The organism is Streptomyces sp. JJ36 (assembly GCF_021696945.1).
Lineage (GTDB): Bacteria > Actinomycetota > Actinomycetes > Streptomycetales > Streptomycetaceae > Streptomyces.
Genome location: NZ_JACYHE010000007.1, coordinates 36,720 through 56,056, shown reverse-complemented (window position 1 = coordinate 56,056; position 19,337 = coordinate 36,720). Strand labels below are relative to the sequence as shown.

At 72.5% G+C, this 19,337-nt stretch carries 17 protein-coding genes and 1 riboswitch; of the genes, 7 read left to right on the top strand and 10 right to left on the bottom strand.

Annotated features, from left to right (window positions below; genetic code table 11):
* Window positions 1-185: 185 nt before the first annotated feature.
* On the bottom strand, window positions 186-809 hold the full coding sequence (locus tag HOY81_RS04620) for an N-acetylmuramoyl-L-alanine amidase (RefSeq protein WP_237318560.1): 624 nt from the start codon (window positions 807-809) through the stop codon (window positions 186-188).
* 231 nt (window positions 810-1,040) lie between these two features.
* Here HOY81_RS04620 and mnmA point away from each other — a divergent pair, with 231 nt between their 5' ends.
* Window positions 1,041-2,213 carry a tRNA 2-thiouridine(34) synthase MnmA gene (gene mnmA, locus HOY81_RS04615; protein WP_272892354.1) on the top strand — a complete coding sequence of 391 codons (1,173 nt, stop codon included), beginning with the start codon at window positions 1,041-1,043 and terminating at the stop codon, window positions 2,211-2,213.
* 139 nt (window positions 2,214-2,352) lie between these two features.
* On the opposite strand, the gene HOY81_RS04610 is transcribed toward mnmA, so the two are convergent.
* Window positions 2,353-3,201 (bottom strand): thioesterase family protein, encoded by an 849-nt coding sequence (locus tag HOY81_RS04610; RefSeq protein ID WP_237318403.1) that lies wholly within the window; start codon window positions 3,199-3,201, stop codon window positions 2,353-2,355.
* Window positions 3,202-3,406: 205 nt separating this feature from the next.
* Here HOY81_RS04610 and HOY81_RS04605 point away from each other — a divergent pair, with 205 nt between their 5' ends.
* Together HOY81_RS04605 and HOY81_RS04600 are read left to right on the top strand one after the other, a co-directional pair.
* A complete protein-coding gene (locus tag HOY81_RS04605; RefSeq protein ID WP_237318401.1) occupies window positions 3,407-4,882 on the top strand; it encodes an aldehyde dehydrogenase family protein in 1,476 nt (491 codons plus the stop codon).
* A 96-nt stretch (window positions 4,883-4,978) separates the two neighbouring features.
* Window positions 4,979-5,584 carry a trimeric intracellular cation channel family protein gene (locus HOY81_RS04600; protein ID WP_237318399.1) on the top strand — a complete coding sequence of 202 codons (606 nt, stop codon included), beginning with the start codon at window positions 4,979-4,981 and terminating at the stop codon, window positions 5,582-5,584.
* Window positions 5,585-5,800: 216 nt separating this feature from the next.
* Here the strand turns inward: HOY81_RS04600 and HOY81_RS04595 are convergent, their stop codons facing one another.
* The 7 genes from HOY81_RS04595 to HOY81_RS04565 form a co-directional block, all read right to left on the bottom strand.
* Window positions 5,801-7,021, bottom strand: a complete 1,221-nt coding sequence (locus tag HOY81_RS04595; protein ID WP_237318397.1) for an ABC transporter ATP-binding protein — start codon at window positions 7,019-7,021, stop codon at window positions 5,801-5,803.
* A 14-nt stretch (window positions 7,022-7,035) separates the two neighbouring features.
* Window positions 7,036-8,154 (bottom strand): ABC transporter ATP-binding protein, encoded by a 1,119-nt coding sequence (locus HOY81_RS04590; protein WP_237318395.1) that lies wholly within the window; start codon window positions 8,152-8,154, stop codon window positions 7,036-7,038.
* Window positions 8,151-9,149, bottom strand: a complete 999-nt coding sequence (locus HOY81_RS04585; RefSeq protein ID WP_237318394.1) for an ABC transporter permease — start codon at window positions 9,147-9,149, stop codon at window positions 8,151-8,153. The genes HOY81_RS04590 and HOY81_RS04585 overlap by 4 nt, the downstream gene beginning before the upstream one ends.
* Window positions 9,150-9,264: 115 nt before the next feature.
* On the bottom strand, window positions 9,265-11,022 hold the full coding sequence (locus HOY81_RS04580) for an ABC transporter substrate-binding protein (protein ID WP_237318392.1): 1,758 nt from the start codon (window positions 11,020-11,022) through the stop codon (window positions 9,265-9,267).
* Between the two features lie 68 nt (window positions 11,023-11,090).
* Window positions 11,091-12,098, bottom strand: coding sequence for an ABC transporter permease (locus HOY81_RS04575; protein ID WP_237318390.1), 1,008 nt, complete (start codon window positions 12,096-12,098; stop codon window positions 11,091-11,093).
* A gap of 366 nt (window positions 12,099-12,464) precedes the next feature.
* On the bottom strand, window positions 12,465-13,265 hold the full coding sequence (locus HOY81_RS04570) for an enhanced serine sensitivity protein SseB C-terminal domain-containing protein (protein ID WP_237318387.1): 801 nt from the start codon (window positions 13,263-13,265) through the stop codon (window positions 12,465-12,467).
* A 95-nt stretch (window positions 13,266-13,360) separates the two neighbouring features.
* Entirely contained in the window at window positions 13,361-14,137 is a 777-nt protein-coding gene (locus HOY81_RS04565; protein WP_237318384.1) for an enhanced serine sensitivity protein SseB, read from the bottom strand.
* A 247-nt stretch (window positions 14,138-14,384) separates the two neighbouring features.
* Between HOY81_RS04565 and HOY81_RS04560 the strand changes: the two genes are divergently transcribed.
* Window positions 14,385-15,125 (top strand): hypothetical protein, encoded by a 741-nt coding sequence (locus tag HOY81_RS04560; protein ID WP_237318382.1) that lies wholly within the window; start codon window positions 14,385-14,387, stop codon window positions 15,123-15,125.
* Window positions 15,126-15,263: 138 nt separating this feature from the next.
* Here HOY81_RS04560 and HOY81_RS04555 read toward each other — a convergent pair whose 3' ends face one another.
* Window positions 15,264-15,908, bottom strand: a complete 645-nt coding sequence (locus HOY81_RS04555; RefSeq protein ID WP_237318380.1) for an AAA family ATPase — start codon at window positions 15,906-15,908, stop codon at window positions 15,264-15,266.
* Between the two features lie 155 nt (window positions 15,909-16,063).
* Window positions 16,064-16,160: riboswitch (glycine riboswitch) on the top strand.
* A gap of 147 nt (window positions 16,161-16,307) precedes the next feature.
* On the opposite strand from HOY81_RS04555, the gene gcvT reads away from it, so the two are divergent.
* The 3 genes from gcvT to glyA all read left to right on the top strand — a co-directional run bounded on the left by gcvT (window position 16,308) and on the right by glyA (window position 19,292).
* Window positions 16,308-17,486 (top strand): glycine cleavage system aminomethyltransferase GcvT, encoded by a 1,179-nt coding sequence (gene gcvT / locus HOY81_RS04550; RefSeq protein ID WP_272892353.1) that lies wholly within the window; start codon window positions 16,308-16,310, stop codon window positions 17,484-17,486.
* Between the two features lie 121 nt (window positions 17,487-17,607).
* Window positions 17,608-17,988 carry a glycine cleavage system protein GcvH gene (gene gcvH, locus HOY81_RS04545; protein ID WP_237318379.1) on the top strand — a complete coding sequence of 127 codons (381 nt, stop codon included), beginning with the start codon at window positions 17,608-17,610 and terminating at the stop codon, window positions 17,986-17,988.
* 29 nt (window positions 17,989-18,017) lie between these two features.
* A complete protein-coding gene (gene glyA, locus HOY81_RS04540) occupies window positions 18,018-19,292 on the top strand; it encodes a serine hydroxymethyltransferase (protein ID WP_237318377.1) in 1,275 nt (424 codons plus the stop codon).
* The last annotated feature ends 45 nt before the right edge of the window (window positions 19,293-19,337 follow it).

Sequence of the window (19,337 nt, the reverse complement as noted above, 5' to 3'; positions counted from 1 at the left end):
GAGCCTGCGTCTCGGGAGCCGGGCCGGTGCAGTGCGGAACCCGCGCGGTGGACCGCGGTTCGGTGTGGGGCGGCGCACCGGCGCTTGCCGCCCGGCGCGGAGCCCGCGCGGTCCGGCGCCCCGTGCGGCGCGGACGGCGCGCTGCGGCCCCGTGGGGCGCGGGAGCCGGCGGGGCCGGCGGCTGCTCAGCCGCCGCCGCGGCCCAGTTCGGCGCGGACGAGCCGCAGATACCGGTCCCAGTCCCAGTGCTCCCCGGGGTCGGTGTGGTCCGCTCCCGGCACCTCGTGGTGGCCGACGATGTGCTCGCGGTCGGCCGGTATGCCGTACCGGCGGCAGACGCCCGCGGCCACCTGCGCGGAGGAGCGGTACAGGGCGTCCGTGAAGTCGTCCGGCCGGTCCACGAACCCCTCGTGCTCGATGCCCACACTGCGCAGGTTCCAGTCGAGGTTGCCCGCGTGGTAGCCGACGTCGAGCTCGCGGATCATCTGCGCCACGTGGCCGTCGCGCCCGCGCACCACATAGTGCGCCGCCGCGCCGTGCGCCGGGTCCTGGAAGACCTTGAGCGCCACGGCATAGCTGCCCTGCACGACGTGCACCACGATCCGGTCGATCTCCCAGTCGTACGGGCGGTCCGCGGACCGCAGGTTCTCCCCGGAGGCCGGGATCCACTCGGCGCCGGGATGGTCGACGGCGCCGGGGGTACGCTCGCGCGCGTTCCCGGGGATCCGCCACCACCAGCGCTCCAGGCTCTCGTGGAAGAGCGCCGCGGCACCGCCCGCGCCGGCCAGGGCCAGGCCCCCGGCGAGCAGCGTCCGCCGGCCGATCGCGCGCCCGCCCGCCGGTCCGGTCGCTCCTGCCGGCCCTGCGGCTCCCGCCGCCCGCCGCGTTCCCTGCTCCACCGCTCCCCCGCTCTCCCGCTTCCGCTCCCGCTCCCGCTCCCGCTCCCGGCCACGGCGAACGCCGCCGGTGCACGGGACAACGCGTTCACTCTGCCACGGAGTTCCGCGGCACCCGCCGGGGCCCCGTACCCTGGAGTCGTTATGCCTGCCACGCCTGCCTCCTCCGCCGATCCCGCGCCCCGCCAGGGCGCCGCGCCGGGCCGGCGCCTGCGCGTCCTGGCCGCCATGTCCGGCGGCGTCGACTCCGCCGTCGCCGCCGCCCGGGCCGTCGAGGCCGGTCACGAGGTGACCGGCGTCCACCTGGCGCTCTCCGCGAACCCGAAATCCTTCCGTACCGGCGCCCGCGGCTGCTGCACCCTGGAGGACTCCCGGGACGCGCGCCGGGCGGCGGACAAGCTGGGCATCCCGTTCTACGTGTGGGATCTCGCGGAGCGCTTCCGCGAGGACGTGGTGGAGGACTTCGTCGCCGAGTACGAGGCCGGCCGTACGCCCAACCCGTGCCTGCGCTGCAACGAGAAGATCAAGTTCGCCGCGCTGCTGGACAAGGCGCTGGCGCTGGGCTTCGACGCGGTGTGCACGGGGCACTACGCGACCGTGGTGGAGCGGGCGGACGGCTCCCGGGAGCTGCACCGGGCGAGCGACGCCGCGAAGGACCAGAGCTACGTGCTCGGGGTGCTGGACGACCGGCAGCTCGCGCATGCGATGTTCCCGCTGGGCGACACCCCGGCGACCAAGGACGAGGTCCGCGCGGAGGCCGAGGAGCGGGGACTGGCCGTGGCCCGGAAGCCCGACAGCCACGACATCTGCTTCATCGCCGACGGCGACACCCAGGGCTTCCTCGCCGGGCGGCTGGGCCGGGCCGAGGGCGACATCGTGGACGAGTCCGGGGAGAAGCTCGGCACCCACGAGGGCGCGTACGGCTTCACGATCGGGCAGCGCAAGGGGCTGCGCCTGGGCCGCCCGGCCCCGGACGGCAAGCCCCGGTACGTCCTGGACATCTCGCCGGTGGACAACACGGTCACGGTCGGTCCGGCGGAGGCGCTGGACGTGGTGGCGCTCACCGCGGTGCGCCCCCGCTGGTGCGGCGCCGCTCCGCAGGGGCCCGGCGCCTACACCGCGCAGCTCCGGGCGCACGGCGGCGAGACGCCGGTCACCGCGGAGTGCGCCGGGGAGGAGCTGCGGGTGCGGTTCGCGGAGCCGGTGCGCGGGGTGGCGCCGGGGCAGGCGATCGTGCTCTACGACGGCACCCGGGTGGTCGGTTCGGCGACGATCGCCGGCACGGAGCGGACGGCTTCGCCGCCGGTCTCCGCGTAGGGAACGGGCGGCTTCGCCGCCGGTCTCCGCGGAGGGACTGCTCGCGGGCCGGGGAGCACCGGAAGCCGCCACCGTCCGGCGGGCCCGGAGGCCGGTCCCCGGCGGCCCGCCGGGGCCGGGCGTCTCCGGGCCCGGACGGTCAGCGCCGCCCGAGCGCCGGGCGGGCGAGTTGCCGGGACTGGGCGACCAGCCGGTCCGCGCTGTCCCAGACCTCTGCGTCCTCCTCCATGAAGCCGCCCGCGAGGTTGCGGGTGGTCAGGGCGACCCGGAGCGGTCCGGGCGCGGGGAGCGCGCGGACGTGGACGGTGAGTTCGACGGTGGGCACCCAGCCGCCGAGCCCCATCTCGAAGGCGGTGGGCGGCAGGGCGTCGACGGCGAGCAGCAGCGACAGCGGGTCCGGTGCGCGGCCGTCGGCCAGCCCGAACCAGGCCCGCATCTCCCCCTTGCCGGAGGGGGCGCCCAGCGCCCAGCCCACCGTGGCGGGGTCCAGCCGCATGTCCAGACGGCCGGCCATCACGGGCTTGGTGTCGCCGGGGGCGTCCGCGGTGTTCACGCAGTGCTCGATGGGCGGGATCTCCGGCGGCTTGGCGGTGGTCCGCACGTCCGCGGGGAGGGCGGCGAGGTCGCCGTAGGTGGCCAGCACCCGGATGCGCTCGGTCTCGGTGCCGTCCTCGGCGGTCTGGCAGAGGGAGGCGGTGCCGGTCGACAGGCTGCGCCCGGTGCGCACGGTCTCGGTGCGCACGACGGCCGGCCCCGGGGTGCCGGCGCTCAGGTAGTGGGCGCTGATGGTGAAGGGGTCGGGGTGGGGCAGGGTCGCGCGGAGCGCCCGGCCGAGCACCGCCAGCAGATAGCCGCCGTTCACCGCGTGCCCGATGACCCAGCCCGGGGAGAGCTCCGCCTCGTAGCAGCCGGGCTCCCGCGGGCGTACGGCGGTGTCACGGTCGAACTCGCTGGTGCCGGCGTCGGGGCCGGTACGGGGGTCGGACATGCGCTGCACGGTACATCGACCGGGTGACTCCCCGGTAGGACGACCGTCACCCGGCCGTGCGCCGCCGGCTGCGGGCCGGACTTCTGCGTACCGGGTGCGGCGATCACCGTGAACGGCGGTCAACTCCCCCTCTCCGTACGTAGCATGGTGCATCTCGACCGATGATGTGCGTGGCTGAGCACGGGTGAGCACGGAGAGGCAAGCGATGTCCCCATTCGCGGTTTTCACGGGTACGGCGGATCCGGCGCAGCAGTACATCGACGGGGCCTGGCGCCCGGGCTCGGGCTCCTGGGACATCATCGACTTCGACCCGTACACGGGCGACAAGCTGGCGGCGATCACCGTGGCCACCGCAGCGGAGGTGGATCTGGCCTACCGCGCGGCCGAGCGGGCGCAGCCCGCCTGGGCGGCGGCCGGGGGCTATGCGCGACGGGCGGTGCTGGAGCGGGTGCTGCGGCTGCTGGAGGAGCACGAGGAGGAGCTCGCCGAGGCTGTCGTCACCGAGGTGGGGGCGACCCGTGCCCGGGCCGCGTACGAGCTGAGCCAGTCCCGGGACGTGCTGCGGGAGGCCATCGCCCTGGCGCTGCGCCCGACCGGGCGCATCCTCGCCTCGCCCGTGGACGGCAAGGAGAACCACGTGCGACGGGAGCCGGTCGGGGTGGTGGGCGTGGTCAGCCCGTTCAACCTCCCGCTGCTGGTCTCGCTCAAGTCGGTGGCGCCGGCCCTCGCGCTGGGCAACGCGGTGGTGCTCAAGCCGCACCAGAACACCCCGGTGGCGGGCGGCACCCTGGTCGCCCGGCTCTTCGAGGCGGCGGGGCTGCCGGCGGGCCTGCTCAACGTGGTGATCACGGACATCGCGGAGATCGGCGACGCGCTGCTGGAGCACCCGGTGCCGAAGGTCGTCTCCTTCACCGGCTCGGACCGCACCGGCCGGCATGTCGCCACCGTCGCGGCGGCGCACTTCAAGCGCCCGGTGCTGCAGTTCGGGGGGAACAGCGCGTTCCTGGTGCTGGACGACGCGGACGTGGAGTACGCGGTGGACGCCGCGGTCTTCAGCCGCTTCCTGCACCAGGGCCAGGTGTGCATGGCGGCCCACCGGCTGCTGGTGCAGCGGGGCGTGGAGCGGGAGTTCACCGAGCGGTTCACCGCCCGGGTACGGGCGCTGCGCACCGGCGATCCCCGGGACCCGGAGACCCATCTCGGACCGCTGATCAACACCTCGCAGGCCGAGGGGGTGCTGGCGGTGTGCGAACAGGCGCTGGCGGAGGGTGCCACCGCCCTGGTGCGCGGCCGGGCCGACGGCTGTCTGGTGGAGCCGATCGTGCTGACCGGCGTGCCGGCCGGGTCCGCGGTGCTGCGGCAGGAGGTGTTCGGGCCGCTGGTGTTCCTGCAGTCCTTCGACGAGGTGGCGGAGGGCATCCGGATGGCCAACGACACGCCGTACGGGCTCTCCGGCGCCGTGCACACCGCGGACACCGTGCGCGGGGTGGAGATCGCACAGCGCATCGAGACCGGGATGTTCCACGTCAACGACGCCACGGTGCCGGACGAACCGCTGGTGCCGTTCGGCGGGGAGAAGCACTCCGGCATGGGGCGGCTGAACGGGGACGCGATGGTGGAGGCCTTCACCACCCAGCGGTGGATCTCGATCCAGCACGGCCGGAGCAGCTTCCCGTTCTGACCGGGTCCCGCTGCGGGAGTCCCCTGCTCCCCGGTGCGGTCGCGGGCCGGGGCCCGCTGCCGGTCCCTGCGCGGAGCGTGCTGCGAGAATCGGCGCATGCTCCACGTGCTCTACCTGATCGGCGTCTCCGCGTTCGCGGCGAGCGGCGTGCTCGCCGCGCACCGGGCGAACATGGACCCGTTCGGCGGGATCGTCCTGGCGTACGCCGCGGCGGTGTCCGGGGGCACGCTGCGGGACCTGATCCTGGACCGCAACCCGCTGTACTGGACGCACGACTGGGTGCTGCTGACGGTGGTCGGCTGCGTGGGGCTCGCCACCATGGTCTTCCTGCGGTTCCGTACGCTGCCGCAGCGCTCGCTGCTGGTGGTGGACGCGGTGGGGCTGGCGGTGGTGACGGTGATCGGGGCCCGGGCGGCGCTGGACGAGGAGGTGACCCCGCTCGCCGTGCTGATCCTGGCGGTGCTCACCGGGGTCGCGGGCGAGGTGATCCGGGACGTGCTGTGCGGGGAGTTCCCGCCGCTGCTGCTCCGGGAGGACTTCTACGCGACGGCGGCACTGGCGGGCGCGCTCAGCTATCTCGGGCTGGACGCGGGCGGGTTGGGGGCGACCCCCGCCGCGGCGGTGGCGGCGGGGGTCGTCTTCGCGCTGCGGCTCGGGGCGATCTTCCTCGGCCTGCACCTGCCGCGGCCGCGCGACCTGTGACACCGGTGCGCGAGGCGCGGGCCGGGCTCGGGATGCGGCCCCCGGGGACGGGCACCGGCGGCCAGCGGGCGATGACGCCACGCCGGCCCCGGCGGCGGGGCGGACCGGAGCGGGCCGTGCCGGCCCCGACCGCCGCACGGCACCACCACGCCGGACCTGGGGCCCGAGGACGCGCAGCCCGGCGTCGAGTGGTCCCGGCCGGCCCCGCCGGCCCGGCTATTCCTTGCCGAGCGACTGCGCCTCGGAGTGCGCCGCCTCCTCGGCCTGGACGTCCGCGGCGTGCTCGCCGGCGGCCTCGGAGGCCGCCTGGTCCGCGGCCTTCTCCGCCTGGGAGAGCAGCACGGTGTCCTCGGGGCGCTGGTCCTCGGCGTTCTCCGGGTGGTGGCAGGCCACCTGCTGCCCGGTGCGCAGCGGCACCAGCGGCGGTTCCTCGGTCTTGCACACCCGGGTGGCCTTCCAGCAGCGGGTGTGGAAGCGGCAGCCCGCCGGCGGCTTGATGGGCGAGGGCACGTCGCCCTCCAGCAGGATGCGCTCCGCGCCGCGCCGGGCCTTGCCCCGCGGGTCCGGTACGGGCACCGCGGAGAGCAGTGCCCGGGTGTACGGGTGCATGGGCGTCTCGTAGAGCGTCTGCCGGTCGGCCAGCTCGACGATCTTCCCGAGGTACATCACCGCGATGCGGTCCGAGACATGGCGGATGACGGACAGGTCGTGCGCGATGATGACGTAGGTGAGGCCGAGTTCGGACTGGAGGTCGTCCAGCAGGTTGACCACCTGGGCCTGGATGGAGACGTCCAGTGCGGAGACCGGCTCGTCCGCCACCACCAGCTTCGGGCTGAGCGCGAGCGCACGGGCGATGCCGATGCGCTGCCGCTGGCCGCCGGAGAACTCGTGCGGATAGCGGTTGTAGTGCTCGGGGTTGAGCCCGACCACCGACAGCAGGCGCTGCACCTCCTGCTTGATCCCGCCCTCCGGCTTCACCTTCTGCAGCCGGAACGGCGCGCTGACGATGGCGCCGACGGTGTGCCGGGGGTTCAGCGAGGAGTACGGGTCCTGGAAGATCATCTGCACGTCACGGCGGAGCGGGCGCATGCCCGCGGTGCCCAGGTGCGTGATGTCCCGGCCCTCGAACTCGACGGTGCCGCCGGTGGGTTCCAGCAGCCGGGTGATGAGGCGCCCCATCGTGGACTTGCCGCAGCCGGACTCGCCGACGACGCCGAGGGTCTCCCCGGAGCGCACGTCGAAGTCGAGGCCGTCGACCGCCTTGACCGCGCCGACCTGGCGCTTGAGCACGCCCTTGGTGAGGGGGAAGTGCTTCTTCAGACCGGTGACGCGCAGCAGGGTCTCACCGGGCGCGGTCTCCGGTACGGCGGCCCCGGCCTGCGCGGTCGCCGCCGCGGTGCCGGCCGCCGGTCCGCCCGCCCCTTCGGGGATCGTCATGTGCTCGTCCTCGCTCACAGCTTCGGGGCAATCTCTTCGTTCCAGATCCGCTCCCGGTCCTCCTGCGCCATGTGGCACGCCGAGAAGTGCCCGGGGGCGGTCTCGCGCAGCTCGGGACGTTCGGTGCGGGTGATGCCGCCCTTCGGCACGTCCGCGTACGGGCAGCGCGGGTGGAAGGCGCACCCGTCGGGGATGTTGATCAGACTGGGCGGGGAGCCCTGCACCGGGGTCAGGCGGTCGCTCTGGTCGCGGTCGATGCGCGGCATGGAGCCGAGCAGACCCCAGGTGTAGGGGTGCTGCGGCTCGTAGAAGACCTTGTCGGCGGTGCCCTGCTCGACGCAGCGGCCGCCGTACATCACCAGGATGTCGTCGGCGAGTTCGGCGACGACGCCCAGATCGTGGGTGATGACGACGACGGCGGAGCCGAACTCCTTCTGCAGGTCCCGGATGAGGTCCAGGATCTGTGCCTGCACGGTGACGTCCAGCGCGGTGGTCGGCTCGTCGGCGATCAGCAGCTCGGGGTTGTTCACCAGCGACATCGCGATCATGGCACGCTGCCGCATGCCGCCGGAGAACTCGTGCGGATAGCTGTCCACGCGCTGGTCGGGCTGCGGGATGCCGACCCGGTCGAGCATCTCGACCGCCCGCCGGCGGGCGGTCTTCTTGTCCACGTCGTGGTGGATCCGGTACGCCTCGACGATCTGCTTGCCGATGGTGAAGTACGGGTGCAGAGCCGAGAGCGGGTCCTGGAAGATCATGGACATCTCACGGCCGCGCATCCGGCGCACCTGGTCCTGCGGGGCGGTGAGCAGCTCGGTGCCGTTCAGCCAGATCTCCCCGGATATCCGGGCCTTCTTCCGGCCGTACTGGCCGACGGTGTGCAGGCCCATGATGCCGAGGGAGGTCACCGACTTGCCGGAGCCGGACTCCCCGACGATGCCGAGGGTGCGCCCCTTCTCCAGGGAGAAGGAGAGCCCGTCGACGGACTTGACCAGGCCGTCCTCGGTGGGGAAGTGCACATGCAGGTCGCGGACCTCGAGGAAGGCGGTGGGCGCGGGGGAGGAGGCGACGGGCTCGCCCGGCACCGCACCGGTCTTGGTGAGTTCCGCGCCGGAGGTGTTCTGGTCGGTCATGCGAGCCTCACTCGCGGGTCGATGACTCCGTACAACAGGTCCACGACGAGGTTCGCCAGGACGACGGCCATGGCCGTGATCAACGTGACGCCGAGGATGACGGGGAGGTCCCGGGTACTGATGGCCTGGAGTGCGGCCTGTCCGAGGCCGGGGAGGCTGAAGGTCGTCTCGGTCAGGATCGCGTTGCCCATGAGCATGCCCAGGTCGACACCGAGCAGGGTGATGACCGGTGTCATGGTCGAGCGCATGGCGTGCTTGCGGATGACGACCGGCTCCCGGACGCCCTTGGCCCGGGCGGTGCGGATGTAGTCCTCGCCCATCACCTCGAGCATGGTGGCCCGGGTGAGGCGGGCGTACATCGCCCCGAAGAGGAAGGCGAGCGTGACCCAGGGCAGGATCATGCCGCTGAACCAGTCGGCGAAGTTCTCCTCGATGGCCGTGTACTCGTGTTTCACCAGCTCGAGCTGGTACGAGAAGACGGCCAGGGAGATCAGGCCGGTGAAGTAGATGGGCAGCGAGACACCGGCCAGGGCCATGGACATCAGCCCGCGGTCCCAGAGGGTGCCCCGGCGCAGGGCCGAGACGATGCCGGCGGTCAGGCCGATGATCAGCCACAGCACGGCCGCGCCGACGGCCAGCAGGAAGGTGACCGGGAAACGGTTCTGCAGGAGCGGCCAGATGGCCTGCTCGGTCTTGAAGGAGTAGCCGAAGCAGGGGGCGTCGCAGTGCTGGGTGGTGCCGCCACTGGTGTAGTCCCGGCCCACCAGGATGCCTTTGAAGAACTCGAAGACCTGGACCAGGATCGGGTCCGCCAGCCCGAGCTTCTCCCGTACCGCCTCGACGGCCTGGGCGTCGGACTGCTTGCCGACGTACATCGTGGCGGGGTCGACCCCGGTCCACTTCGGAATCAGGAAGAAGATGCTGAAGACCGCCAGGATGATGACGACCAGCATCACTGCGGCGGCGAACAACCGCCTGATGAGATATGTGAGCACTGCTCTTGCGGCCCGGTGACGGCCCGGGAGCCGGGGGGATCGCCCCTCGGCTCACCGGGCCGTCACCATGGCCCTCACCTGCCCTTCGTGCCTAGCGGCGGGTGTGCCGGTCGGATTACTTGACGCCCAGGGAGGCGAAGTCCACCTGCCCGCTGTAGGCGTAGGAGGAGAAGACGTTGGTCAGCCGGTCGGACCGCCACAGCAGGCGCTTCTCGAAGGTGAAGGGCAGGTAGTACGCGCCCTCCATCACCCGGTGGTTGATCTGCTCCGCGATCTCGGCCTTCTTGGTCGCGTCCTGCGTCTCGATGAAGTCCTCGAAGGCCTGGTCGATCTTCGGGTCGTCGATGTGCGCGTAGTTGTTGTTGCCGTTGTCCAGGAAGTAGTCGCTGTGCCACAGCGGCTTGCCGTAGCCCTGGACGGACGGGAAGTCCGGGCCCCAGCCCATGATGATGATGCCGTAGTTCTTCTTCTTGACGATCTCCGGGTTGCCGATGATCCCGGAGGTCTGGGCACCGTCGTACTGGTCGAGCTGGGCGTCGATGCCGACCTTCTTCAGCGACGCCTGCAGGGCCTCGGCGCTGTCCACCTCGTCCTGCTTGTTGTTCCGCACGGCGATGGTGGTCTTGAAGCCGTTCGGCTTACCGCACTTCTTCAGCTCTTCCTTGGCCTTCTCGGGGTTCGGCGCACCGTCGTTCTTCGCCAGGCCGTAGGGGTCGTAGCTGGGGTCCGAGCCCGGGACCATGGGCGGCAGCATGTTGGTGCCGATGTCACCGCCGGCCATCGGGCCGCCGCGCGCGGTCTGGATCGACTTGTGGTCGGCGCCGTAGATGACCGCCTTGCGGCAGTGGATGTTGTCGAAGGGCTTCACGTCCTGCGGGAAGACCGCGTAGCGGATGTAGCCCATCGTGGCGTTGTCCAGGTTGCCCTTGTGCTCCTTGATGGCGGTCGCACGGCCGGAGGCGCCCAGACCCGTCTGCGCCAGGTCGAGGTCGTAGTCCCCGGCCAGCAGGCGCTTGTCCATCTCGTTGGGGTTGGTGATGATGTCGACGGTGATCTTGTCCGGCAGGGCCTTGCGGACGTCGTCCGAGGACCGGACCCACGCGTCGTTGCGGACCAGCACCAGCTTCCGGTTCGGCTGGTAGTCCTTGAACTTGTACGGCCCGTTGGAGAAGGGGTGCAGGTTGTACTTGGACTTGGTGTCCTTGTCCTTCCGCACCGGGGAGGCCGACGGCATCGCCAGCATCTCTTCGAAGTCGCTGTTGGCCTTCGGGAGGTGGAAGACGATGGTCTTGTCGTCCGGGGTCTCGATCGCGTCGAGACCGTCCTTGTCCTTGTACGGGCCCTTGTACTCGCCCTCCGGGTCCAGCGTGTTCTTGATGTAGACCGGACCGCCGGAGAGCACGTCCTGCGCCCACTGGCGCTGGATGCCGTACTTGATGTCCTGGGAGGTGACGGGCTTGCCGTCCTCCCAGGTGATGTCGTCCTTGAGGTGGTACGTGTACGTCTTGCCGTCGTCGCTGACCTCGGCGAGGCTCTTGGCCAGGTCCGGCTGGAGCTCCAGGGCCTTCTCGCCGGGGGCGGCGGCGGGCGTCACCAGCTGACGCGTGTAGTACCGCATGAAGTTCCACGCCATGCCGTAGTAACCCCGGGTGGGGTCCCAGAAGTCGGCGTCCTGCGTGCTGATGAACTTCAGCGTGCCGCCCTTCTTGTCGGACGGGTTGGCGACCTTGCCGACGCCGGCGTTGAAGCCGGCGGCCTCTCCGTCGTCCTTGCTCTCGCCTCCGCCGCCGCAGGCAGCCGTGGTGAGCAGGGCCGCGACGACCACGGCCGACGCCGCGGTCCGCCGACGAGACGATGTACGTGGGAGTCTCACGATGCGCTTCCTCCGTGATGGTCACGGCCCGTACGGTCTGCCGAGCCGGGGGGTGGGGGGGTGGGGGGTCAGCGGGTGCCCTTCGGGTCCAGCGCGTCCCGCACGCCGTCTCCGAACAGGTTGAAGGCGAGCACGGTGACGAAGATGGCGACGCCGGGCACGATCATGTAGAAGGGGTCCTGCTCGTAGTAGTCCACGGCGGTGGAGAGCATCTGCCCCCAGGAGGCGGTCGGCGGCTTGACTCCCGCGCCGAGGAAGCTGAGTGCGGCCTCGGTGAGGATGTTGGTGGGGATCATCAGCGTGGTGTACACGGTGATCGGGGCGATCAGGTTGGGCAGCAGTTCCTTGAAGAGGATGTAGCGGCGCCCGGCGCCCAGGCTGCGTGCGGCCTCCACGTACTCCCGCTCCCGCAGGGACAGGGTCTGACCGCGCACGATACGGCCGATGTAGGGCCACCCGAAGAAGCCGATGACCAGGATCATCACCATGAGCCGGACACCGGTGCCCGTCAGGCCCAGCAGGTCGTTCGGCATCACCGCGATGAGCGAGATGATGAAGAGGAGCTGCGGGAAGGCCAGCAGCATGTCCATCACGCGGCTGATGACCGCGTCGACCCAGCCGCCGAAGTACCCCGCCAGGATGCCCAGGACCGTGCCGATCACCACCGCCACCATGGCCGAGAGGAAGCCGACGAGCAGGGAGATCCGGGCACCGTAGATGATCCGGGCGAGGACGTCCCTGCCGTTCACCGGCTCCACTCCGAGCAGGTGCTCCGAGCTGATCCCGCTCAGCGCGCCGGTGGGCGTGCCGAACAGCGGATCGATCAGGTCCTGGTGATACCGGTTCGGTTCCTGGCCCAGCAGGGCGGTGAGCACGGGGGCGAACACGGCGACCAGGACGAGGAAGACCACGGTGATGCCACCGGCCAGCGCGAGCTTGTCCCGCTTCAGGCGGGTCCAGGCGATCCGGCCCAGTGAACGGCCTTCCACGGCCTTCCCGGTGGCGGCGGGGGTGGATCCGGCGTCTTCGCCCTGCTCCCCCTCGGCCGGGACCGTGTCGTGCAGTGGTGCCGTCATCGTGGTGAGGACCCCTCTCGGCCGGCGGTGGCCGGCCCAAGCCCGCCGCTGTAGCGGCTCGTTCATCACAGGTTTCGTACAGGAGGCCGACGCCTCATGGCTCGGGAGTCTTCATCTCCGTCGCGATCACTCGCCAGACCCCGCCGGGAAAGGATGCGCAACTGTGATGTGGTGCAGGGGCTACCGTTATACGGACGCGAGGACGGCGTGAGCGGTGAGTGGCCGGAAACTATGTCCCGTTCTGTGCAGTGTCATCGCCGCGCGAGGAGGGGTGCTGGGGGCGCGTACGGACCGGCGCGCCCCGGCCCTCCACGGGACGCCCGGAAGCGCGCCGGAGCGTCCCGGGTGGCGATGCCGCGGGCCCGTTCAGTACGTCCGGGGGTAGCCGTAACCGTGCCCGGGCCCCGCGGGCGGCACGCCGGGACCGGCCGGCTGGGTCACCGGGGCCTGCGCCTCGCGGTCGAAGAACGGCCGGGCGTGCGCCCGCAGCCACATCGCCACCGGATCGAGCGCGTCCGCCATGGCCACGCTGGAGACCGGCAGCCCGTCGGGGACCGCGGAGACGGCCTCCCGCATCATCCGCGCCGCGGAGTCGGCCGCCTGCGCGCCGGTGTCGTAGAGGTCCAGCCCGATCGCCAGATACGGCGATCCCAGGGCCGGCTGCACCCAGGCGCGGCGCAACGACCGCACGGCCGGGGTGCGGTGGGCGCACTGGGTGAGCAGGGCGTAGAACTGCGGGAGATCGAGGGACGGATCACCGATGCGCAGCGGGCCGGCGGGCGCCCGGTCCAGACCGATGGCGATGCGCCGCAGATCGGGCCAGGGCACACCCATCCCGCCGCCCGGAGCGTGCGGATTCAGCCAGATGCCCCAGCGGTTCCGGTGGAGCGCACCGGCGATCTCCCGGCCGCCGGCCACCTCGTGCGCCCGGGCCCAGCCGGATGCGGCCAGCTCCTGCTCGGAGGTCACACAGGGGGCGTAGCCGTACCCGGCCACCCGCATGTTGCCGTACTGGGCGTCCGGCGAGCCCGGCCGGCCGTGCCAGAGCAGCATCCAGAGCCGCCCCGCGGCCAGCGCCCGCAGCAGCTCCTCGTACGTCTCGTAGAGGTCGTGCCGGCCGGGCGCCACCCGTCGCAGCAGCTCCTCGACGCTCTCACCCGCGCTCACGTGGGCCCGCCCCCCTTCATCCGGTCACTCGTCCGAGGGCGTGCCGCACTGCGCCCACGGCACACCAGCTTACGAGGGACCGCTCCCCCGCGACCTCAGCCGTGCGCTTCCCGTGTGTAGAACGGCCGCACGCACTGGCGCATCCAGGCGGTGACCGGGTCGTCCGCGGCGTCCAGCAGCACCAGTTGCACCGGCCAGGGCACCTGCGCCTGCCCCAGCGCACGCCCCAGCGCGTCGTGCGCCTCCTGGCGTGCGGCGGGCTCCAGCAGGTCGAGTTCGACGCCGATGAAGAGCGCGGGCGGGTCGCCCTCGGCGCTCGCCAGCGCGCGCCGCGCGCTCCGCACCGGTCCCACCAGCGCGAACTCGCCGGCGGCCGCGGCCAGGAAGTCCACCGGCTCGTCCTGCCAGTCCGGCTCGTACAACCGCATCCGCGCCCCGGAGGCCACACCCGGCACCCGGCTGCCGGGGGTCTCCCGGCAGAGCTCGGCCACCGCCTCGGGCGGCAACGGGACGCCGACCGCACCCTCCGGGTTGACCGCGAGACCGACCTGGGGCGGCAGCCCGCGGGCGAACTCCCGCGCGGGCGCCACCGTGAACGGGACGTGGGACCCGACGACGGCGAGGAACTGCTGCTCGGAGCTGAAGACCGGGACGTAGGGGGCCCCGTCCAGGTCGACCGTCGGCACGTCCAGCCCGGGGCTGTCCGGGCCGCCGCCCTCCGGCAGCGGCACCCAGACGCTGCTCCGCCCCAGCACCTCCAGCAGCCGGGCCCCGGCGTGCGGCGTGCCCAGCGCCGCGGCGAGGGTCTCCTCCAGCTCGTTGCCGGGCCATCCTCCGCCGTGGCCGGGCCCGTAGTGCTGCGGCATGGTCATGCCGACACCCTAGAACCCGGCCTGCCACCGCCCGGGAGGCGGGGCCGTGCCGGCGCACGGGAACACCGGGCGCCCGGGCACCGGTGCCACGCGTGCCCGCGCAGCGGGCCTGCCCGGGGGACCGGCGCGAGGGCGCCGGCGGGTCACCCGTTTGCTCACTCCGTGCGATCTCCCGGTTGCGGAGTGCAGTACCCCGGCGAAGAGTGGTTTGCGTCCGCGCACCCCCGAAAATGGAGGAATCGTCCCCATGCGCGTCAAGAAGACCACCTCTCTCGCCCTCGCCGCGGCACTGAGCGGCTCGCTCGCCCTCGGCGGCGTCGGCGTCGCCACCGCGGTGGCCGCCGACCACGACCCGCAGCCGCAGGCAGCCGTACAGGCGCCGCTCCCGGAGGCGCAGAAGTTCCGGCAGCAGAACGAGGCCCTGCAACAGACGGCCGGTCTGCTCAATCCGGTCACCGAGCTCATCGACGCGATCCTGGACGCGGAGAACGGCGAGTTCACCCGCCAGGAGGCGGCCCAGCACCGCCAGGCCGTCGAGCAGGCCCTCGAGTCCCTCCAGGTGCAGGCCCCGGCCCAGCAGGACGCCCGTCAGCAGACCCGCCGGCAGGACGCGCAGCGGCAGGCCGCCCAGCAGGACGAGGGGCTGCGGCAGGAGATCGAGGAGCAGGCCTTCCCGGAGCTGGCGCAGGAGCAGGGCCGCGAGCAGCGCCGGCAGCAGGACCGGGGCGCGCAGCAGGCCGCGCCGCAGGAGCTCGTGCAGCAGGCCAAGGCCGACCTGCGCAAGCAGGTCAACCGGCTGCTGCGGGTCGCCCAGCACGGTGACGCCCAGCAGGTGGCCAAGCAGATCCGGGCGACCGTCCTTGCAACCGTGAACGTCACGCAGGCGGTCATGGCCGAGAGCGGCCTGCCCAAGGCCACCCTGCCGGGCCTGCCCGGCGTCTCCGAGGCCCCCCGTACGCTGCCGGACCTGACGGCCCAGGTGCGCTGACGCGGCACGCGCACTGTCCCCGTACGCGGTCCGCCGCCCCACCCGGGGTGGCGGACCGCGTGCGCCTGCCCGCCCTGCGCACCGGCACGACGTCCACGGCGCCGTGCCGCACGGGTGCGCCCGCCCGGGCGGCGCCGCTCACTCGAAGGCGACCCCGCGCAGCGCCCCCGCCGAGCGCCGGTCCAGCAGCACCACCGAGGAGCAGCCCTCCGGCAGCCGGCCCCGGCGCACCTCCGCGAGGAGCCGCCCGGCGGCCCGCCGGTGCCGCGCGAAGGCGTACGCGCTCACGCCCCGGCCGCGCTCGGCCTGCCCCCGCAGCGCCGTCTCCGGGGACACGTCGAGCAGCACCAGGTGGAGCGCCCGCCCCCGCCGCCGCGCATCCACGGCCAGCCAGCGACGCACCCACCGCTGGGTGCCGCAGTCGTGCACCACCACGCTGGCGCCCGAGGCGAGCGCACGGTGCAGCCCGGCGTAGTGCGAGACCCGGACCAGGGGCCGGTAGACGCCGTACGGCAGCCAGGAGGGCATCCGGCGCTCCCAGCGCTCCCGGGCGTCCTGTGAGTCGATGCGGCAGACCGTGTCCGCCACCGCCACCGTGCGGCGGATCAGGGTCGACTTGCCGCTGCCGGGCAGCCCGGAGACCACCACCCGGTCGCCCGCGGGGAACCGGAGGGTACGGGCCGCAGCGGTGCCGCGGAGGTCCCGCCCGGCGGGCCGGGGCACGGGCTGGGCGGGCACCGCCGCCCCGGCTGCTGTGGCATACGCACTGCGCAGGCTCTCCACCCTGACCTCCACCCCTGTCGTGACCGCGTGGTCGCGGTCTTCCCCGAGAGTGTCAAGAAAAAGTAATGGGCTTCAAGACGATTGCGCGCCGTCCGGGGGTTCCCCTGTGCTCCGGTCGTGCGATGATGAGCCCACTCAACTCCATACCGGCCGCTTGAATCCGCGCGGGAGAGTTCCCGGCCACGACGCCGGGGCGCCGAAGGAGCAAGATCCTCCCTTGAATCTCTCAGGCCCCGTTACCGCGCAGGACGAGGCAGATCTGAAAAGCGGACCCCGGTGCAGCCGGGGCCCCACCCACGGTGCAAGCCCCCGCCCGCCCACGCGGGCTTGTGGCGAACCTCTCAGGTTCCGATGACAGATGGGGAGGACATCCGAGTCACCCGTCCCTGGGAGCCCCACATGACCACCACGCCCGGTAACGACGCCGGCGCCGCCGCGTCCGGCGGTGCCTCCCCCGACGCGCCCCGCAGGACCGCCCTGGACGCCGTCCACCGCGCCCTGGGCGCGACGATGACCGACTTCGCCGGCTGGGAGATGCCGCTGCGCTACGGCAGCGAGCGCGACGAGCACCTGGCCGTGCGGTCCCGCGCGGGCCTCTTCGACCTCTCCCACATGGGCGAGATCACCCTCACCGGGCCGGACGCGGGCGCCCTGCTGGACTACGCGCTGGTGGGGAACCTCTCCGCGCTGAAGACCGGCCGCGCCCGCTACACCATGATCTGCGACGAGCAGGGCGGCATCCTGGACGACCTGATCGTCTACCGCACCGGGGAGCGGGAGTACCTGGTCGTCGCCAACGCCGCCAACGCGCAGACCGTGCTGGACACGCTCACCGAGCGCCAGGCGGGCTTCGACGCGGCCGTCCGCGACGACCGCGACGCCTACGCGCTGATCGCCGTGCAGGGCCCGGAGGCCGCGGGGATCCTGGCCGGGCTCACCGACGCCGGCCTGGACGGCCTGAAGTACTACGCCGGGCTGCCCGGCACCGTCGCCGGCGCCCGCGCGCTGATCGCCCGTACGGGCTACACCGGCGAGGACGGCTTCGAGCTGTTCGTCTCCACGGACGACGCGGTGGCCGTGTGGGAGGCGGTGTCCGCGGCGGGCCGCGAGAAGGGCCTGGTCCCGTGCGGGCTGAGCTGCCGGGACACCCTGCGGCTGGAGGCCGGCATGCCGCTCTACGGTCACGAGCTGACCACCCGGACCACCCCCTTCGACGCGGGGCTGGGCCGGATCGTGAAGTTCGAGAAGACCACCAACGAGGGGCGTTTCGTGGGGCGGAAGCCGCTGGAGGAGGCCGCCGAGCGGGCCGCCTCCGCGCCGCCGCGGAAGCTGGCCGGGCTGATCGCGGAGGGCCGCCGGGTGCCGCGCGCCGGCTACCCGGTCGTCACGGCGGACGGCACCGTGATCGGGGAGGTCACCTCCGGCGCCCCCTCGCCGACGCTGGGCCGGCCGGTCGCCATGGCGTACGTGGACGCCGCGTACGCCGAGCCGGGCACGGAGGGTGTGGCGGTGGACATCCGCGGCAGCCGGGAACCGTACGAGGTCGTGGCCCTCCCCTTCTACCGCCGCCGGAAGTGACACCGCTCCGCCGCCGGACGTGAGACCGGCGGCGCGCCGGGAACGCGCAGAAGCACCTCACGTGACCCGGGTCGCACCCCCGCCCGCCCCCGCACACCCCGCTATCCAGGAGAATCGCACCATGAGCAACCCCCAGCAGCTGCGTTACAGCAAGGAGCACGAGTGGCTGTCGGCCGCCGAGGACGGCGTGTCGACGGTCGGGATCACGGCGCACGCCGCCGAGGCGCTCGGCGACGTCGTCTACGTCCAGCTCCCGGAGGCCGGCGAGACGGTCGCCGCGGGCGAACCCTGCGGCGAGCTGGAGTCGACCAAGTCCGTCAGTGACCTGTACGCACCCGTGACCGGTGAGATCACCGAGATCAACCAGGATGTCGTGGACGACCCGTCGCTGGTGAACTCCGCCCCGTACGAGGGCGGCTGGCTGTTCAAGGTGAAGACCGAGGGCGAGCCGGAGGGCCTGCTCTCCGCCGACGAGTACGCCTCCTTCACCGCTGGTAACTGAGCACCTGCCCGCTCCTAGGGAAGATGGACATGTCTCTTCTGAACAGCTCCCTCCACGAGGTGGACCCGGACGTCGCCGCCGCCGTCGACGCCGAGCTCCACCGGCAGCAGTCCACCCTCGAGATGATCGCCTCGGAGAACTTCGCCCCGGTCGCCTCGCTGGAGGCCCAGGGATCCGTACTGACCAACAAGTACGCCGAGGGCTACCCGGGCCGTCGCTACTACGGCGGCTGCGAGCACGTCGACGTGGTCGAGAACATCGCCCGGGACCGGATCAAGGACCTCTTCGGCGCCGAGGCCGCCAACGTGCAGCCGCACTCCGGCGCGCAGGCCAACGCCGCGGCGATGTTCGCCCTGCTCAAGCCGGGCGACACGATCATGGGTCTGGACCTGGCGCACGGCGGCCACCTGACCCACGGCATGAAGATCAACTTCTCCGGGAAGCTCTACAACGTCGTCGCCTACCACGTCGACGCGGAGACCAGCCGGGTCGACATGGACGAGGTCGAGCGCCTCGCCAAGGAGCACCGTCCGCAGATGATCGTCGCCGGCTGGTCCGCCTACCCGCGGCAGCTCGACTTCGCCGCCTTCCGCCGCATCGCGGACGAGGTCGGCGCCCTGCTCATGGTCGACATGGCCCACTTCGCGGGCCTGGTGGCGGCGGGACTGCACCCCTCCCCCGTGCCGTACGCCGATGTGGTCACCACCACCACGCACAAGACCCTCGGCGGCCCGCGCGGCGGCGTGATCCTCTCCAAGAAGGAGTACGCCAAGAAGATCAACTCCGCGGTCTTCCCCGGTCAGCAGGGCGGCCCGCTGGAGCATGTCATCGCGGCCAAGGCGGTGGCGTTCAAGATCGCGGCGAGCGAGGAGTTCCGGGACCGGCAGCAGCGGACCCTGGACGGCGCCCGCATCCTCGCCGAGCGGCTGCTCCGGCCGGACGCGGTCGAGGCCGGCGTCTCCGTGCTCTCCGGCGGCACCGACGTGCACCTCGTCCTGGTCGACCTGCGGAACAGCGAGCTGGACGGGCAGCAGGCCGAGGACCGGCTGCACGAGGTCGGCATCACCGTCAACCGCAACGCGGTGCCGAACGACCCGCGCCCGCCCATGGTCACCTCCGGCCTGCGCATCGGCACCCCCGCGCTGGCCACCCGGGGCTTCGGTGAGGAGGACTTCCGCGAGGTCGCGGACGTCATCGCGGAGGCGCTCAAGCCCGGCTTCGACCAGGACAAGGCCGCCTCCCTGGCCTCCCGGGTCACCGCGCTCGCCGAGAAGCACCCCCTCTACCCGGGCCTGCAGAAGTAACACCCGCACCACCGGGAGGCCCTGCGGCACCGCACCGGCCGCCGC